General features: G+C 29.2%; 16 protein-coding genes. 1 reads left to right on the top strand and 15 read right to left on the bottom strand.

Going from position 1 to position 17,984, the window contains the following annotated elements; all coding sequences use genetic code 11:
* Window positions 1–64 precede the first annotated feature (64 nt).
* The 6 genes from RDX53_RS11160 to RDX53_RS11135 all read right to left on the bottom strand — a co-directional run bounded on the left by RDX53_RS11160 (window position 65) and on the right by RDX53_RS11135 (window position 7,341).
* Entirely contained in the window at window positions 65–1,462 is a 1,398-nt protein-coding gene (locus tag RDX53_RS11160; protein WP_295675330.1) for an FAD-binding oxidoreductase, read from the bottom strand.
* 12 nt (window positions 1,463–1,474) lie between these two features.
* Window positions 1,475–2,695 (bottom strand): FAD-binding protein, encoded by a 1,221-nt coding sequence (locus tag RDX53_RS11155; RefSeq protein WP_307994161.1) that lies wholly within the window; start codon window positions 2,693–2,695, stop codon window positions 1,475–1,477.
* 17 nt (window positions 2,696–2,712) lie between these two features.
* On the bottom strand, window positions 2,713–3,501 hold the full coding sequence (locus RDX53_RS11150; RefSeq protein WP_295572477.1) for an electron transfer flavoprotein subunit beta/FixA family protein: 789 nt from the start codon (window positions 3,499–3,501) through the stop codon (window positions 2,713–2,715).
* Between the two features lie 15 nt (window positions 3,502–3,516).
* Entirely contained in the window at window positions 3,517–4,791 is a 1,275-nt protein-coding gene (gene larA, locus RDX53_RS11145) for a nickel-dependent lactate racemase (RefSeq protein WP_195930956.1), read from the bottom strand.
* A 93-nt stretch (window positions 4,792–4,884) separates the two neighbouring features.
* Window positions 4,885–6,417: an L-lactate permease gene (locus RDX53_RS11140; protein WP_195930957.1), complete on the bottom strand. Its 1,533-nt coding sequence runs from the start codon at window positions 6,415–6,417 to the stop codon at window positions 4,885–4,887.
* Between the two features lie 216 nt (window positions 6,418–6,633).
* Window positions 6,634–7,341, bottom strand: a complete 708-nt coding sequence (locus RDX53_RS11135; protein ID WP_195930958.1) for a FadR/GntR family transcriptional regulator — start codon at window positions 7,339–7,341, stop codon at window positions 6,634–6,636.
* 159 nt (window positions 7,342–7,500) lie between these two features.
* On the opposite strand from RDX53_RS11135, the gene ylbJ reads away from it, so the two are divergent.
* Entirely contained in the window at window positions 7,501–8,664 is a 1,164-nt protein-coding gene (gene ylbJ / locus RDX53_RS11130; protein WP_195930959.1) for a sporulation integral membrane protein YlbJ, read from the top strand.
* Window positions 8,665–8,723: 59 nt separating this feature from the next.
* Here the strand turns inward: ylbJ and RDX53_RS11125 are convergent, their stop codons facing one another.
* From RDX53_RS11125 to RDX53_RS11085, 9 genes are all read right to left on the bottom strand, one after another.
* Window positions 8,724–9,512 (bottom strand): ABC transporter permease, encoded by a 789-nt coding sequence (locus RDX53_RS11125; protein ID WP_295733070.1) that lies wholly within the window; start codon window positions 9,510–9,512, stop codon window positions 8,724–8,726.
* Between the two features lie 4 nt (window positions 9,513–9,516).
* On the bottom strand, window positions 9,517–10,941 hold the full coding sequence (locus tag RDX53_RS11120; RefSeq protein WP_195931347.1) for an ATP-binding cassette domain-containing protein: 1,425 nt from the start codon (window positions 10,939–10,941) through the stop codon (window positions 9,517–9,519).
* A gap of 24 nt (window positions 10,942–10,965) precedes the next feature.
* The gene (locus tag RDX53_RS11115) at window positions 10,966–11,730 is read right to left on the bottom strand and encodes a discoidin domain-containing protein (RefSeq protein ID WP_195931348.1); all 765 of its coding nucleotides are present in this window, start codon (window positions 11,728–11,730) and stop codon (window positions 10,966–10,968) included.
* Window positions 11,731–12,032: 302 nt separating this feature from the next.
* The gene (locus tag RDX53_RS11110) at window positions 12,033–12,554 is read right to left on the bottom strand and encodes a hypothetical protein (RefSeq protein ID WP_195931349.1); all 522 of its coding nucleotides are present in this window, start codon (window positions 12,552–12,554) and stop codon (window positions 12,033–12,035) included.
* A 2-nt stretch (window positions 12,555–12,556) separates the two neighbouring features.
* Entirely contained in the window at window positions 12,557–13,051 is a 495-nt protein-coding gene (gene coaD, locus RDX53_RS11105; RefSeq protein ID WP_195931350.1) for a pantetheine-phosphate adenylyltransferase, read from the bottom strand.
* Window positions 13,051–13,608: a 16S rRNA (guanine(966)-N(2))-methyltransferase RsmD gene (gene rsmD / locus RDX53_RS11100; RefSeq protein WP_195931351.1), complete on the bottom strand. Its 558-nt coding sequence runs from the start codon at window positions 13,606–13,608 to the stop codon at window positions 13,051–13,053. Before rsmD ends, coaD begins: the two co-directional genes overlap by 1 nt.
* 43 nt (window positions 13,609–13,651) lie before the next feature.
* A complete protein-coding gene (recG, locus tag RDX53_RS11095) occupies window positions 13,652–15,712 on the bottom strand; it encodes an ATP-dependent DNA helicase RecG (RefSeq protein ID WP_195931352.1) in 2,061 nt (686 codons plus the stop codon).
* Between the two features lie 123 nt (window positions 15,713–15,835).
* Window positions 15,836–17,479: a DAK2 domain-containing protein gene (locus RDX53_RS11090; protein ID WP_195931353.1), complete on the bottom strand. Its 1,644-nt coding sequence runs from the start codon at window positions 17,477–17,479 to the stop codon at window positions 15,836–15,838.
* A gap of 15 nt (window positions 17,480–17,494) precedes the next feature.
* Window positions 17,495–17,845 carry an Asp23/Gls24 family envelope stress response protein gene (locus tag RDX53_RS11085; RefSeq protein ID WP_295572457.1) on the bottom strand — a complete coding sequence of 117 codons (351 nt, stop codon included), beginning with the start codon at window positions 17,843–17,845 and terminating at the stop codon, window positions 17,495–17,497.
* Between the last annotated feature and the right edge of the window lie 139 nt (window positions 17,846–17,984).

Here is a 17,984-nt window from a genome sequence, read left to right as displayed (position 1 = left end):
GAGAGCCTACATCACGCAGACTCTCTTACTTTCATAAGTTTTATTTGTAAATTTATTATTATTTTTAGTTTACTTTATATAATTTTCCTGGATTTAATATGTGTTTAGGATCAAAAGCAGTTTTTATTCCTTTTAATAAATTTATATAAGTTTCATTTTTAGATTCTACAAAATATAAACTCTTTGCATAACCTATTCCATGTTCTCCAGAAACTTCACCATCTAATTCCCTAGCTTTTGCAAACATTAAATCAAATGCTTTACCAAGTCTTTCATGCCATGTTTTATCATCTAAATCGTCTTTGTGTGGGTAAACATGCAAGTTACCATCTCCTGCATGACCAAAACTTTTTATTCTAAGTCCTACATCTGATTGTATGTCATGAGTAAATCTAACGAATTCTGCAACCTTATCTCTTGGCACAACTACATCACATTCATCTATTTCACTGCTAGCTTTAAATGCTTCTAAGAATGCTCCCCTTGCAGACCATATTGATTCATTTCTTTCGTCTGTATCTGCTATTAATACATCATATGCTCCACATTCCAAGCAAAGTTTAGCTACGTTTTCGTATTCTCTTTCAATTTCTTCTGTTGAATTACCATCAAATTTTAATAATAAGTAAGCATTTGATGAGTTATCTGGGAATTTTTTACCTAAAAACTCTTCAGCACCTATTATAGCTTCTCTTTCCATAAATTCTATAGCAGTTGGTATAGATTTTGATTTTATTATTTTAGGCACAGTATCTATAGCAAGAGCTAAATCAGGGAAAGGTATTAATAAACTTATTGCTTTTTTAGGTAGTGGAAGTAATTTTAATATAGCTTTAGTTACTATAGCAAGTTGTCCTTCTGAACCTACTACTAAGTCTTTTATTGAATATCCAGAAGAGTTTTTAACTACTTTACCACCAACATTTATTACTTCTCCATTTGGAAGTACACATTCAAGACCTCTTACATAATCTCTTGTAACACCGTATTTTACAGCTCTCATCCCACCTGCATTAGTATTTATATTACCACCTATAGCAGCACTTTTTTCACCTGGGTCTGGTGGGTAAAATAAATCATGATCTTCTACATATTGTGCTATTGTCATCAATAATACACCTGGTTCAACTGTCAATGTTAAGTTTTCTTCGTCTAATTCTAATATTTTATCCATTTTAGTAAGACATAGCATTATACCTCCATAAAGGGCAACAGACGCTCCAGAAAGCCCAGTACCTTGTCCTCTAGGTGTTACTGGTATATTATTTTCATAAGCATATTTCATTATCTTTGAAACTTGTTCTGTAGTATGAACAAATACTAATACTTCAGGATATTTTATTTCACCTGCTAATTCATCATGAGCATAGTCTTCGTTTATATCACTTCCTACTACTACGTCTTCTTTATCTAAAATAGTTAGTAAAAAATCTATATCATTTTGATCTATTTTTTTGTACATTTTAATTCCCCCCTATTCTGCCATTTGTGCTACTTTTTGTTTATTTTCATTTTTCATTGCTTTTATTTTTTCAGTAAGCTTAGGTATTATTTCATATATATCCCCTATAATACCTAAGTGTGCAACGTCAAATATAGGTGCTTTTTCATCTTGGTTTATAGCTATTATATAATCAGAGCCTTTCATACCTGCTACAAATTGTACTGCTCCTGATACACCACAAGTTATTATTAATTTTGGTTTTACTGTTCTACCACTAAGACCTATTTGTTTCTTAGGGTCTACCCATCCACATTCTATAGTCGGTCTAGTTCCTGCGATTTGTGCTCCAAGTACATCTGCTAATTCATTTAGCATCTTTAAATCTTCTTCTTTTTTAAATGCTCTTGATGCTACAACTATTACTTCTGCTTCTTCTATTCCAACTACTTTATTTTTTATTTTAGTTTCAAGCACTTTTATATTAGAAGTTAATTTTTCTTTTTCTACTGAACATAAAGTAATTTTTCCTGTAGGTTCTTCTACTTTTTCTGGTATATTAAATATTTTATATCTAACTGTTGCAAATTGTGGTCTACTGTTTGGAGTGTTTATATGAGCCATTATATTACCGCCAAATGCTGGTCTTATTTGGTCTAAATCTGTATTTTCTTGTATATCAAGTATTGTGCAGTCTGCTGTAAGTCCTGTTCTAAAACGAGCTGCAAGTCTTGGTGCAAGTGATCTACCTAATGTAGTACCTCCAACTAACATTATAGAAGGTTTGTTGTTATTTATATAATCTTCTAATGCTGCACTGTAAGGTTCTATTCTAAATTTATCGTATTCTTCAGAATCGTATACAAATACTTCATCTACTCCATAATCAAGTAATTGTCCGCATTTATCTTTTATATTATTTCCTACAAATACGCAGTTTACTGGATGGTTTATTTTTGCTGTAAGTTCGCGCGCTTTTCCTATTAATTCATAAGTGACTGGATGTATTTCTCCATCATTATGATCAACATAAACTGTTATACCTCTCCACTCATCTTTATTTATTAAAACTACTTCATCTTCTTCAAATATAAATGCCCCTTTTGGTCCTTTTTTGACACACATTTTACACATTTTACATGCCGCATTTATTTCTATTTTTCCGTCTACTTCTTCCATTGCATCAAATGGACATATTTGTAAGACTTCTTCTATATTATCTATTTTATCTTGATTGATTACTATCTTTGCCATTTTATATCCCCCTCAAACTAAAGTATTTTTAAATCTACTATTTTATTAAATAATGTTTCAGTAAGTTCTTCACAATCCCCACGAACTATATCTTTATCAGTATTTGGTTCTGGTGGGAAGATTCTTATTACTTGTGTTGCTGAACCATTAAGTCCATAGTGTTTTTCATCAGTATCATCCATATCTTTTAATGTTATCATCGGTATTTCCTTATCTTTAGTTGCCATTTTTAATTTAAAAGATGGAAGTCTTGGTTGGAATATATCTTTTTCAACTGTTATTAAACATGGATAACTTATTTCACATACTTCTAAAGTTGTTGGAAGATCAGTTTCAACTACTATTGATTTTTCCCCTATCTCAATTATTTTAGTTACATTTGTAACATGTGGTATATTTAAAAATTCAGCTATTTCTGGTCCAACTTGAGCAGTATCACCGTCAGTTGTTTGTTTACCACATATTATTAAGTCTGGATTTCCTATTTTGTGTATACCTTGTGCCAAAGTATAAGCTGTTGCTAAAACGTCAGCACCACCAAATTTTCTATCACTTACTATAGCTCCATCATCAACACCCATTGAAAAACTTTCACTTATTACTTTTTTTGCTTGTGGTGGTCCCATTGTTATTGTTTTAAGAGTTGCATTGTTTTCTTTTTTTATTCTTAGTGCTGTTTCAAGAGCAAATAAATCATATGGATTCATTTTTGAATCTACACCATCTCTTTTTAATACTCCTGTAACTGGATCTACTTCAACTTCTGATGTTCCAGGAACTTGTTTAACACATACTACTATTTCCATATTCTACCCCTCCATTTATTTAACTATTACAGAAACACCATCTGGTATTACGACTACTTTTGCATCATTGCCTTTTATTTCATATGCCATTTTTAATGCTTCATCGAAGTTATACGCGTGTTTCATATGCATATTTTTTATCATTTGTGGGTCACACATATCTGTAACCATGATTACTGTATATTTTTCTAGAATTCTCGCTAGTATTTGAAATTCCCACTGGTCAGGTACTGTCTCACCCTTATCTACGCTTCTTACTCTATTAAGTATTTCAGTTGGCGAAGATGCATTTGCAATATTATCATAAAAAGATTGACCTCCATGACCATCATTACAAGCGGCAATCATTATAATTACTCCACCTTCTTTACATGTAGCTTCTGCTGCTGTCATCCCCTTGACAGCTTGATATATATTTTGATCCAGTGGATATCCACCATTTGTACTTATTGCTATATCAGCAGGAGTTGCATCTATTTTTGATAATTCTGTTACAAAATCGCACCCTACTTTATGAGCTTCTTCAACATCACCTGCAAAAGATGCTATTACTTTTTTATCTTGATCTATAACAACATTTACTATAAATGCTAGATTTGCTTTTTTTGCTGCATATACCATATCTTTATGTATTGGATTATCTGTAAGTATTCCTGTTCTAGCATTTTTGCTGTCTATAAACTCACTACAGTGGTTATACATTATAGTCTTTGCTGATGCTATTCCAGGAAGTATGCTCTTTCTTCCTCCAGAAAATCCTGCAAAGAAATGTGGTTCTATAAATCCCTCTGCTATTAATAAATCAGCCTCAAATGCTACTTTATTTAGATAAAAATCTCCCCCAGATGGCAATACACCTGCTTTTACCATTTGTGAATCATCAGTTGATATATGCATCACTATTTCTTCGTTTTCAACTATTTCTTCACCCATTTTAAATATCAACTCTTCTTTTGTTGTAGGTCTGTGAAATCCATTAGCTATTAATATTTTTATTTTAGCTTCTTTATTTACACTTCTTATTCTTCTAAGAATTATAGGCATTGTAACTTTACTTGGAACAGGTCTAGTATGGTCACTTGTAATTATTACAATGTTCTTTTTTCCAATTGCTAATTCTTCTAATTTTTTAGAGCCAATTGGATTATCCATAGAATCTTCTACTAATTGAGATTCACTTTTTTCTGGCTTAAAGTCGTGTGCCTTTGATGTCAAAACTTTTAAAAGATTTTTATCTTCTATATTTAAATCCATGCCGTCTTTTGAATAAGGTACATGTATCTTTGCCATTTTCCTTCCCCCTAAATCTATATATTTTTATATTTATTTAAAACAAATTAAATTTATTTTCAAGTGAGTTTTATACTATTTTTAAGATCTTTACTAAAATAATGTCAATATCCCTCCACCGAAGTAAACAATAAGTCCTAGTATTACGACATATCCTAAACAATATTTAACTGTTGTTGAAAGTATCTTCCCTTCACTGCCTATAAGGCCAGTAGCTGAAGTAGCTATTGCGATACTTTGTGGCGAAATCATCTTTCCTGCAGTAGCTCCAGCCGTATTAGCAGCTGCTATCCAATAAGGATCAATTGATAGTGATTTGGCTGCTTCTGTTTGCAATGCACCAAATAATATATTAGCTGATGTATCACTGCCTGTAACAAATGTTCCTATTGCCCCTAATAGTGGTGATATTAATGGATAGAAACTACCTGTTATTGCACATAGACCAAAAGATATTGAACTTGTCATCCCACTATGTGACATTATCTTTGATATTGCAACTATTGACATTATTGTTATAAATGAAGTTTTAAGCTGTATAATAGTTCTTTTTAATACGTCTAACATATATGTAAATTTTAATTTTTGAATTAAGCCTGCTATAAATGTGGCTATTAATATCATCATACCTGGAGTATTTATCCATGAAAATGCTGTTGTTGAAGTTGAATCCCCAGTATAAATATGTATATTACTACTTGCTTTTGCTAAAAATGCATTTATACTTGGAACTAAAGGACTTGCTAAAAGTATTAACACACAAAGAAGTATATATGGTAACCATGCTAATATACCTTGTTTTAATTCTATTTTATCTTCTTGTTTTGTTTGTACTTTTTCTTTATTCATTAATTTTGCACATATAATTGTACATGCCATTGAACATATACTTGCTACTAATGCTGGTAAATCTGCACCTAAATATTTTGCTATTATTATCTGCGGTACAGCAAACGTTATCCCTGAGATTAATGTTATTCCGACTACTCCCTTTAATGCTTTAATACTCTTTTCTGTAAGTATTACAAGCAAAAACGGAATTAATATTATAAATCCTGCTAATTGAATTGATGTAACATAACTTAGATGAACTACTTCAAGTCCTGTCACTGTTGCTAGTGTAGTTACTGGTATTCCAAGTGCTCCAAATGCTGTTGGAACTGTATTGGCCAATAAACATATCACCGCTGCAAAAATTGGGTTAAATCCTAATGATGCTAATATACTTGCTGGTATAGCAACTGCTGTTCCGTATCCTGCAACAGCTTCCAAAAATCCTCCAAATCCCCATGCTAATATTAAAACTTGGATTCTTTTATCAGTTGTTATACTCGAAAGCATTGTCTTTATTACGTCCATTGTTTTTGTTTCAACTGCCAAATTGTAAGTAAATAATGCTGCTACTATTACTAAAAGTATTGGCCAAAGTGCTATTGCCATCCCTTCTACTGTAGCTGTGATTCCATCAATAAACTTCATCCTCCAGCATATCATTGCAATTATTAATGTCAATATTACTGTGAAAGAACAAGTTTTGTGAGCTGGCATCTTTAATACTCCTAAAGATATAATAAGCCATAAAACCGGAATCATTGCGATTGCAAACAACATGTAATCATTATTCATTAAATTTTTCCCCCTTATTTTAACTGGTCATGCCAGTGGTGGTATGTGGTATTACCACTTACACTTAAATGGTAGTATAATCTTTTTTATAAATCAATAATTGTTTATTTATTAACACCATTTAAAATATAAAATTTTTTTTGAAAATAAAAAATAAATTATACTACCAATTCATAAGATTTATTACTTTTATTTATAAATAAGGCTTTTATACTATTACAATGTGTTTTTTATTACATATTCCATATGTTCCCTCATAGCCTCCGATGCCATGTGTTCGTCTTTTTTGATAATAGCTTCACAAATTCGTTTATGCTGATTTAATAAATTTGCACTACCCTTACTTGCATCATATGAAATTATTTTATATCTAGCATCCTCTATAAATTTTTCAAATAAATTTGATGTTGTTATAAATAGACTTTCAATTAAATAATTTTTACTTATGCTCGATAATAAGTTGTGAAAGTTTTTGTCTAGTTCAACTAAAACCTCTGTTTTATTTTTATTTAAAGTTTCTTCCTCCATCTTTTGAACTATATCTAAAAGTTCTCTACAATCTAACTCTGTAGCTCTTAATGCCGATAATCTAGCACATTCTATTTCCAAAACATTTCTCAGTTCGAAAATATCACTCCAGCTACCTTCATTTAATTTAAACATCATTGAAAGAGGTTGCAATAATGATTTTTCTATATTAGAACATATAAAATTGCCCTCTCCTTGTCTACTTTCAACTACACCCATAGTTTCTAGAACTCTAAGAGCCTCTCTTATAGATGTTCTACTCACCCCCATAGTTTCAGAAAGATCTCTCTCTGAAGGAAGTTTATCCCCTTTTTTAAAAGTTCCATCCATTATATTATCTTGGATTTGTTCTATTACTTGCTCATAAACCTTCTTATTCGAAATATTACTAAACATTGTTCATACCCTCTCTATTCATATAGTATAATTATAATTTTTTTACATAAATATGGCAAATTATTTGTTGTGCATAAATAAAATGATGTGGATATTCATATTTTTAAAATTTAAAAAATATCATTATTAATAAGAAAATCCCAAAAGTAAGGTGAAGATATGAAATTAAAAAAACTAATAACTTTTTTTGCACCAAAACTGGTAATTTGTCTTATTATTTTAGGTATAGTATTAGCTCCTAAATCAGCTATAAAAGCAGCTACAGGGGGTATTTCTATTTGGTTAAATATATTAATGCCTTCGTTATTGCCATTTATAATTGGTGCTAACTTAATTGTATCCTTGAAAATCGTCGATATACTTGGAATCTTAATTAATCCCCTAACTCAAAAAATATTTAATGTAAGCGGTCGCTCTGGGTTAATTTTTGCAATTTCGATGGTATCTGGATATCCTGTGGGTTCAAAATTTGCAAGTGAACTTAGGCAACAAAATAAAATTTCTAAATATGAAGGACAGAGATTAGTATCATTTTGCTCTACATCTGGTCCTCTATTTATTATCGGTAGTGTCGGAACAGGTATGTTAAAAAATCCTCATTTAGGTTATATAATGCTTTTATGCCACTATCTAGCTTCTTTGGCTGTAGGAATAATATTTAGAAATTACGGTAAAGAAAAAAGAGATAAAACAAAAAATACTATTTTAAAAGATATAAATAATATAATATATGATGATACAAAATCCGATGGATTTTTTGTATTATTTGGCAAAGCTGTTGTCGATGGTGTGAATACATTGCTTGCTATAGGTGGATTTGTAATTATGTTTTCTGTGTTTTTCGAAGTCCTAAAATTTTTTAAAGTAATAGATTTTATAGCATACTTTGTCTGTATTATATTATCACCATTTAATATTACTCCTGATATAGTTTCAGCTTTTCTAAGCGGGTTATTTGAAATGACTATAGGATGTAATAATTTAAGTCAAATAAGTAATATATCTTTTACTCTTTTAGTTCCACTTTGCAGCTTTTTAGTTGCTTTTAGTGGTTTATCTATTTTGGCTCAATGCTCTAGCTTCATAGCCAAAACTGATATAAAAGTCAATTTGTACATATTCGCTAAGTTCTTACATGGACTTTTTGCTGGTATTTTTACATATGTATTTTTAATTTTAAACAAATCCTCATTAGTTCCTACTTTCTTTACAAACAATAATAGTTATACATATTATGATCTTTATATTGATAATTTTACACCATTTCTCATAGCTATATTATTGATATATTTATTTGCCCGTCTTAAAGATTTATCGTCTTAAATAAAAGAAACTATGAAAAATCATCCTTTCATAGTTTCTTTTACTTTTATTATAATATTTTATTTTTTTTCAAATTTTATTCTATATATAAATAATATTGATAATATAGAAAAGATAAGTATAAATAAAATTAATATTGCCCATAAGTTAATTACATGTTCTGCACTAAATTTAAAAGTATCGTAAATACTATCTTCTACTGGTATTGTTATTGTTAAATCAGTTATATTGCCTATTGAGCCTAATAAATCCATGCCCCATTTACTTATAGTAAATTTAGATATTTTATCTAAAGTGTCCCCGAGTTCAAATAATTGTCCTGAAAATATAAATTGTACCATAAGTATAAACGGTAAACTTCTATTTGCTATATCGTTACTTGGACATAATGACGAAATCAACAATCCCATCACATCTGCACTAAATGTTATTAAAAAAATAGATAATATATATTCTATATAAGAAGAGCCTATTACAGCACCTTCTGATGGAAATTCTGCAAATAATGCACATATTACAAATATTATTATAGATTGAAATAAACATACTACTGCTTGTACTAAAAATCTAGCAAAAAATAATTCTATAGATTTAAATCCACTATCTAAATCCATTTTTATACTTTCTCTTTCTTTACATATTTCAAGTACTGAGTTAAAAAGCCCAATCCATATTGCAACACATACTATAGCAAATAATCTTGACCTTGTGTCTCTATAATCCTCAAACATCTTACCTCTTAATGTAAGACCTACGCAGATAGATATAATAAGAGGAAATCCAATAAATATATAATGTGATTTTTCATTTTTTAGGTTCTTTATATAGTTTTTTATTATAACTCCCATACCCCTAAACTCTCCTATTTAATAAATTGTTGTATTTTTGTACAAAGTAATCCTGATTGTTTTCAACAGCATTATATATATCGTCTAAATCACTTATATTAAAATATTCCAATGCCTTATCTTTTTCTCCATAAAAACATATTCTACCTTGAGATGCCATAAATAAAAGATCGTCTATATAAGGATACTTACATGCCATATGTGTATTATGAGTTATAACTAAAATGGTGCTGTTTTTTTCAGATACTAATCTAGATAATATTTCATAAAGCTCTCTACAACTTTTTACATCTAATCCAGAATCAGGTTCGTCCATTAAAATTACTTTTGGTTCATTTAAAAGCTGTACTGCTATATCTAATCTTCTAGATTGGCCACCACTCAACCTTCCAACCAGTGATTGTTTAAATAAAGATAAATTTAATTTTTCTAATAAACTATCTATCTTCTGCATTTTCTGCTGTTTTGTATATCCCTTTAATTTTTTACTAGCGTAAAACTCCATAACTTCTTGCACAGTATTGCCTTTTCTTAAGACAGAAAATTGGGGAACATGTCCCAACTCATTTCCGTCTATAATTATCTCTCCAGAATCTAGTTTTAATCTTTTTAATATAGCATCAAACAATGTACTCTTTCCTGCACCCGAAACTCCCATAATAGCTACAAGCCTTCCCGAATTGATTTTCAAGTTGACATCTTTTAATCTATACCACTTTTTCTTTTTATCATATCTAGTTACATTAGACATAAGTATAGCTGGTTTATTATTTGAAATATAATTTTTATTAGGATTATTTACTTTATTTAAGTTAGATTGATTTTTTATATTATTTTCTACACTTGTATTATTTATAAATTTTACGTGTTCTTGAGAAGTTGTATTTTTAATTTTTTCAAAAAATAAGTTGTTTTTTAAGCAACAGAATATATAATTTTGATTGATAAATATATCTCCATTTCTAGGGATAAAGTAATCTGTATTTATTTTTTTGCCTTTATAAATTATATTTTCTGTATTTCTTATTATATATCCTCTTCTATCTTTTTGAACGTTTAAAAATCTATGTTCTTCTGGATTAAAGATCTTCCATTTATTTTCTATTTCTCCATCTACAACTCCTATATATACTCCGCTACTAATACCGTGTTCTATTCTAATCATACTTCCATGAGTTAACCTAACTGCTGTAGTCGAATCATTAAGCTGGTTGTTATTTACAAAAATTTTTATTTTGCCATAATTTCTAAAATAAAATTTGTCGTCTTTATAAATTATTACTCCAACATAATCTGGTAAAAAGTCTGTACTCATTTGTATATTTCCATATCCATCTCTTAAACTTCTACCTAAATTTATTTTTTCTGCTCTCTTGTCTAATAAAACCTTTCTACAACCTTTGTGAGGTTCAAATATAAGTATATACATCCTTATCTCCCATTTATAATTATTTTAATAACCTAATACCTCTATATCTGCTATACAAGTATCATTGTATTTTTGTCCATAATAAACAGAGTCTATTGTGAATTTAACGTATTCTGATTTAACTGGTTTTATATTTACTATTTGATATCCTGTATTATTGTCTTCTAATTTAATACTTTGGCTACTTCCATCTGAAAAACTAAGTGTAATTGATTCTGGTCGATTATTGTTGTAATATCCATTTTTATTATTTACAAGACCATTAACTATTTTTACTTTCTCAATTGTGTAAGTAGAATCAAGATCAAGTCTTATCCATTCACCTTGGCCAAATCCTGAAACTCCTTCAGACCAAACTGTAGAAAAATCCCCATCTATAGCTTTACTTGAACCATAGTTTATACTTGTAGAGTCGTGAAGTATTGAACTACAGTCAGTATTAGATATATACAGTTTAGAAACTTCTTTATTAATAGTAGTGTCAGTTTTTTTATCTTTCTCTACATTTGATGTTTGACTTGACACTTGGTTTGAGCCTTGATCTTTTGTAGAAGACGAAAAATCATTTTCCCCTCCACTAAAAACTCCTGTTTTAAAAATCACAAAAATCCCCAAACAAACAACTATGCACGATAATGCCACCACAAATTTTAAACTTGTTGAACTTTTTTTATTTGAATACTTTAAATGTTTATTATCATATGTATTCTCAGTGTTTAATGGCGTTCCACAAACCCTACAAAATTTTGCATCTTTGTCATTTTTATTATGACAATTATTACATATCATATTACTCCTCCTTATATCTTGGTATAAATATACCCATTCCCTCATTTTATCCCTAATTTCTCTTTCATTATACCAAATTATTACTTTATTTCATATATTATCAATATAAATTATATTCTCAATAAAGCCTAAATATTTATTTTGTATAACAAAAAAATTCGCTTCGCTCATGGCGCCAACGAATCGGAGATTCCGTTGCTTTAGTTAATAAGTTGGAAATTAGACATTATCTACAAACCAGATAATGTCTAATTTCCTTAAAATAAAAAACACCTGATATAATTTATCAGATGTTTTCATTCCTACATTCTAGGATTAAGTTCTCTTTTATTGTTTTTAACTTCTTCAAGTGTTTCTTCTAGTTTTTGTTCTAAAAAGCTTAAAACATCTTCTGCATATTGATTTGATCTTTCAATCATCTCATATTTATATTTTTCAGCTTTTTCTTTTATTTCATCTGCTCTTTCATTTGCTCTTTGAACTACTTGATTATTTTCTATCATATACTCAATTTTTTGTTGGTATTCTTTATCTAAGTCTTCAAGATTTCTTTGGTTTTCTTTTAATAATCTTTCTGCTTCTTTTTCACCTTGTAAAACTATTTCTTCAGCTTCTCTTTTAGCATCACTTATAATTTTAACTCTTTCAGTATTTATCCAAGATGCTTGTTTTACTTCTTCTGGAATAACAGACTTCATTTCTTTTATTAAACTTAAAATTTCTTCTCTATCTACAACTACTTTATGTGAAAATGCCTTTGCAGGAGCCTCCTCCACAATCATCTCAAGTTGTCTTAGTAAATCAATCAGTTCCATTTCAACCATTTTTATCTCCCCTTACTCTTGTTTTTTAATGCTATTAAAACTTGTTTTGGCACTAAATTTTTAACATCTGCATCAAATGCAAGCACTTCTTTTATTAATGAAGAACTTATAAATGAGTACTTTGTATTTGTAGGTAAAAATATTGTCTCTATATCTGGATTTAACTCTCTATTCATATGTGCCATTTGAAGCTCATAGTTTACATCTGCTTCGCTTCTAACGCCTCTAACTAGTGTACCTATATCATTTGCATGACAATAATCTACTAATAGCCCATCAAAGCTAACTATTTTAATGTTGTCTAGGTGAGATGTACAAGATTTAATTAACTCCACTCTTTCGTCAAAATTAAAAAGCCCCTTTTTATTTGGGTTGTGAAGTACGCCTATTTGTAACTCATCAAAGATTTTTGAGGCCCTGCATATTATATCTAAGTGTCCATTAGTTATAGGGTCAAAACTACCAGCAAACATAGCTTTTGTAAACTTTTTATTCATTACGCTTCCTCCATCTTATAAAATGTTAGTGTTGTATTTCCATATTTTTTTTCTCTACTTTTATATAGTCTTCCAACATTTTCTGGGAAGCTATCTTTTGTATCATGCTCTACAACGATTATGCCATCTTCTTCAAGTAAATTATTTTCATCTACTGATGATAATGCATCTATAAACATATTTTTATAGTAAGGTGGATCCATAAATATTATTGTAAATTTTTCACCTTGTCTGCCTAAAGATGTAACAGCACTTTTAAAATCTATATTTAAAGTAGTACTTTCATTTTCAACTCTGGCCTTTTTAATATTAGATTTAACTATAGCCATACTTTCCTTGCTTTTATCTACAAAAACACATTTATGTGCTCCTCTTGATAAACATTCTATACCTAAAGAACCTGTTCCAGCAAATAAATCCAAAACATTATTGTCCATAACATAAGGATTTATTATATTAAATAATGATTCTTTTACTCTATCTGTTGTCGGTCTAACATCTTCATTTTTAGGAGTATTTAATTTTAATCCTCTTGCTTTTCCTGATATAACTCTCAAATTTTATTCTCCCTTCAATAAATATATTCTAACATAAAATCTCTTAGTTTAATGAGATTTCTTTGTTAATATTACTAAATTTTTCAATCATTTCTTTTTTTAACAAAATATGTTCTTTTTTATTTAAATTTTTATCTTCTCTAAAAATATTTTTTGATTCTTCTTGTGCCAATTTTAAAACTTTTATATGCTTAAAAATATTGGCTACTTTTAATTCTGGAATACCATGTTGTCTAGTTCCAAAGAACTCACCTGGACCTCTAATTTCTAGATCTTTTTCAGAAATTCTAAATCCATCGTTAGTCTCTTCCATAATCTCCATACGTTCCTTACATACATTCGTCTTTGAGGAATATATTAATATACAATGAGATTTATGTGAACCTCTACCGACCCTACCTCTAAGCTGGTGAAGTTGTGCAAGTCCAAATCTTTCTGCATTTTCGATAATCATCAAAGTTGCATTTGGAACATTTACTCCAACTTCTATTACAGTTGTAGATACTAATATTTGAATTTTATTATTTTTAAAGTCATTCATTATTTTGTCTTTTAAACTAGGCTTCATTTTTCCATGTAGAACTTCTACATTTAAATCAGAAAAATACTTTTCTTTTAATTCATCTCTTAAATCTTCTGCAGCTTTTGCTTCTATAGCTTCACTTTCTTCTACTAATGGACAGACTACATAAACTTGTCTTCCTTTTGTTATTTCGTCTCTTATAAAGTTAGTGTAGATAAAGTCTCTTTTTTTAGATTCAAAAGCTCTTGTGTCTATTGGTTGTCTTCCTGGTGGAAGCTCATCTATTATAGATATATCTAAATCACCATAAAGTATAAGTGCTAATGTTCTAGGTATTGGTGTGGCTGTCATAACTAAAATATCTGGATTGCTACCTTTTGAAGATAGTTTTGCTCTCTGTCTTACTCCAAATCTATGTTGTTCATCTGTCACAACTATACCTAAGTTATTAAACTCTACATTATCTTCTATAAGTGCATGAGTTCCTATTAAGATATCTACTTCGTGGTTTTTTATTCTTTCTAGTACTTTTTCTTTTTGTTTTTTAGTTAAACTTCCAACTAATAAGTCTACTTTTATGTCAAAAGGTGATAGCGTCTCATTTAAAGATATATAATGTTGTCTAGCTAATATCTCTGTAGGAGCCATTAAAGCGCCTTGATATCCATTTAAAACAGATAACGCAAGTACTAACACTGCTACTATAGTTTTCCCGCTCCCAACATCTCCTTGTACCAATCTATTCATAACATTATCACTAGTCATATCTTCTATAACCTCAGAAAGAGCTCTGTTTTGTGCATTTGTTAAATTAAATGGAAGTGATTTGATTATATCATTTAATTTTTCTTTTTTTTCAAACTTTATACCTTCTGAGTCATCTATTCCACTTTTAAAGTAAAAAAGACCTATCTGTAAAATTAAAAATTCTTCAAAAATCATTCTATATAGTGCAATTTTTAAAGATTGTTTATCTTGTGGCATATGAAGATTTTTCACAGCAAAATCTATGCTACATAATTTATATTTATTAATTATCTCTTGTGGTAAATATTCTTGTATAATTACCTTTTCATTTGTATATATACTTTTTATAGTACTTATTATATCTTTACTTGTAACTCCATAAGTAAGTGGATAAACAGGTATTAATTTGCATGTAGATGTAGGTGCATTTGTAAAATGTTCTATCTGTGGAGAATTCATTTCTAAAAATCCACCTTCTTTTTTTACTTTTCCATAAGCAATTACACTGTCTCCTTTTTTAAATACTTTTGTCAAGTATTCTTGGTTGAAAAATACAAGAGATAAAAATCCACTCTCATCTCTAATTATAAATTTTGTTACTTTAATTTTATTTCTAGCTTCATAAGTTTTAATATCGCTAATTATTCCTTTTGTACATGCTTTTTCATCATGTTCTAACTGATATATCTTTTTTACATTACTTCTATCTTCATAAGCCCTAGGAAAATAATATAATAAATCTTTTATTGTAAATATATTTAATTTATTTAATTTTGCAGCTTTCTTAGGCCCTATGCCTTTTACAAATTGAATATCTTTATTTAATATATTCATTCTCATCACCTAAAAAAATCCTCTATTTTATAGAGGATAAATTTTAATATATTTAAACCTTTAAAAAGGGCTGTCCTCAATAAAAATTGAAACAGCCCCCATTATTTACATAATTTTATTTCTTTATTCAACAGATACTAAATAATAATAAATTGGTTGGCCTCCATAGTATAGTTCTATGTCGATATCTTCAAATTTTTCTTCTAGAGATTCTCTTAAAGCCTCTGCTTGTTCTTCTTTAATATCTTCGCCATAGAATAAAGTTATTATAGCACTATCTTCATCTACTAAACTTTCTATAAGGTTTGTAGTTATTTCATCTATATTATCACCTGCTGATAATAACTTACCTTCACCTAAACCTATAATATTACCTTCTTTTACCTCAACATCGTTTATTACAGTGTTTCTAACAGCATAAGTAACTTGCCCACTCTTAACTGTAGATAAAGCTTCTACCATGTTAGCTTCATTTTCTTCTATAGTTAAATCAGCATCAAAGTTAACTAATGCAGCAAATGCTTGAGATACGTTTTTTGTAGGTATTACTATTATATTTTTATCACTTAAATCTTTAGCTTGATTTGCAGCCATAATTATATTGCTGTTATTTGGTAATATAATTATATTGTGTGCATTCATTTTTTCTATTGCATTCATAAAGTCTTCAGTACTTGGGTTCATAGTTTGACCACCTTCTATTATGTGATCAACACCAAAATCTTTAAATATTTTAGCTAAACCTTGCCCCATTGAAGTTGCTATAAATCCAAATTCTTTTGGTTCTTCTGATACAGCAGCTTGTTCTGAAACTTCTTTGTCTTCTTGTGCATCTTTTATTACTTTGTTTTCATGTTGTAATTTCATGTTTTCTATTTTTATAGTTAATAATTGACCATAAGCTAAAGCTTCTTGAAGAACCGTACCAGGAGTATTAGTATGAACGTGAACTTTTATTATTCCGTCATCACCAACAACTACTAAGCTGTCTCCATATTTAATCATTATATCACGCATTTTTAAGTCAGATATTTTGTCAGTTTCAAGTATAAACTCTGTACAGTATTGGAATTTTATATCTTCAGTAGATAGTCTATTTTCAACTTGTACTGAAGTAGTTTCTGTTGTTTGTATCTCTTGACTTTCTACAAATTGACCTTCTAATGATTTTAACATACCTTCGTATACTAAAACTAACCCTTTACCACCAGAGTCAACAACACCAGCTTCTTTTAAAGCATGTAATAATTCTGGAGTTCTGTCTAATGAGTTGTTAGCTTCTTTTACTAGAAGTTTCATAAATTCAATTACGTCTTCTTCTAATGCTGCAGCTTTTAAAGCATAGTCTGAACTTTCTCTTACTACTGTTAAGATAGTTCCTTCAACTGGTTTTATTACAGCCTTATAAGCCGTATCAGAACCATTTTTTAATGCTTCAGCTATATCCATGCTATTAAGTGTTTCTTTACCTTCTATTGATTTAGCTATACCTCTTATTATTTGAGATAATATAACTCCTGAGTTTCCTCTAGCACCCATTAAAGAACCTTTAGAAAGAGCCTTTCCAAGTTGTCCTATGTCATCTTGTTCTACTTTGTTTAATTCTTTTATTGCACAAGATATAGTTAGAGACATATTTGTTCCTGTATCTCCATCTGGAACTGGGAACACATTTAATTTATCTACTAAGTCTTTATGATTTTTAAGGTTATTTGCACCAGAAACAAACATATCCCTTACTTGTTTTCCGTCTATATTTTGAATCATTTCTTTCCTCCTAAATTACTTTACTCGAATACCTTGAACGTTAACGTCTATTTTGCTGACTTTTATACCTGTATCATTTTCAACAGAATATTTAACTCTTTCAATTATGTTATTTGCAACAGTCGCTATATTGATTCCATATTGCATTATAACTGATAACTCTATTTCTATAGTATTGTCTTCTAACTCTACTACTTTTACACCTTTTGCTATATTGCCTTCTTTTAGTAATTCAACTATACCTTTTATTTTTTGTGAAAAACCTACTAAACCATAGCTTTCCATAGCTGCTCTATATACTACTTGAGCTATAACTTGTTTATCTATTTCTATACATCCATATTTATTGTTTAATTTTGCACTCATGGTTTTTAACCCCCTTAAATTTTATTTTATTAATTTTATTTTGTACAAAAACTATGTAAAGTTTACATATTCTTAACTTTTTAAATCTAAAATTTATCACAAAATATTTTTAAATAATTAATTATTAGTATATAATACT

The organism is uncultured Intestinibacter sp. (assembly GCF_902468165.1).
GTDB lineage: Bacteria > Bacillota > Clostridia > Peptostreptococcales > Peptostreptococcaceae > Intestinibacter.
The sequence above is the reverse complement of the archived record's forward strand: the minus strand, read 5'-3'. Positions and strand labels throughout refer to the sequence as shown.

Coding starts and splice junctions, on each gene's coding strand:
- RDX53_RS11160 (WP_295675330.1), bottom strand. CDS start 1,462: ATGTACAAAAAAATAGATCAAAATGATATAGATTTTTTACTAACTATT.
- RDX53_RS11155 (WP_307994161.1), bottom strand. CDS start 2,695: ATGGCAAAGATAGTAATCAATCAAGATAAAATAGATAATATAGAAGAA.
- RDX53_RS11150 (WP_295572477.1), bottom strand. CDS start 3,501: ATGGAAATAGTAGTATGTGTTAAACAAGTTCCTGGAACATCAGAAGTT.
- larA (WP_195930956.1), bottom strand. CDS start 4,791: ATGGCAAAGATACATGTACCTTATTCAAAAGACGGCATGGATTTAAAT.
- RDX53_RS11140 (WP_195930957.1), bottom strand. CDS start 6,417: ATGAATAATGATTACATGTTGTTTGCAATCGCAATGATTCCGGTTTTA.
- RDX53_RS11135 (WP_195930958.1), bottom strand. CDS start 7,341: ATGTTTAGTAATATTTCGAATAAGAAGGTTTATGAGCAAGTAATAGAA.
- ylbJ (WP_195930959.1), top strand. CDS start 7,501: ATGAAATTAAAAAAACTAATAACTTTTTTTGCACCAAAACTGGTAATT.
- RDX53_RS11125 (WP_295733070.1), bottom strand. CDS start 9,512: ATGGGAGTTATAATAAAAAACTATATAAAGAACCTAAAAAATGAAAAA.
- RDX53_RS11120 (WP_195931347.1), bottom strand. CDS start 10,941: ATGTATATACTTATATTTGAACCTCACAAAGGTTGTAGAAAGGTTTTA.
- RDX53_RS11115 (WP_195931348.1), bottom strand. CDS start 11,730: ATGATATGTAATAATTGTCATAATAAAAATGACAAAGATGCAAAATTT.
- RDX53_RS11110 (WP_195931349.1), bottom strand. CDS start 12,554: ATGGTTGAAATGGAACTGATTGATTTACTAAGACAACTTGAGATGATT.
- coaD (WP_195931350.1), bottom strand. CDS start 13,051: ATGAATAAAAAGTTTACAAAAGCTATGTTTGCTGGTAGTTTTGACCCT.
- recG (WP_195931352.1), bottom strand. CDS start 15,712: ATGAATATATTAAATAAAGATATTCAATTTGTAAAAGGCATAGGGCCT.
- RDX53_RS11090 (WP_195931353.1), bottom strand. CDS start 17,479: ATGATTCAAAATATAGACGGAAAACAAGTAAGGGATATGTTTGTTTCT.
- RDX53_RS11085 (WP_295572457.1), bottom strand. CDS start 17,845: ATGAGTGCAAAATTAAACAATAAATATGGATGTATAGAAATAGATAAA.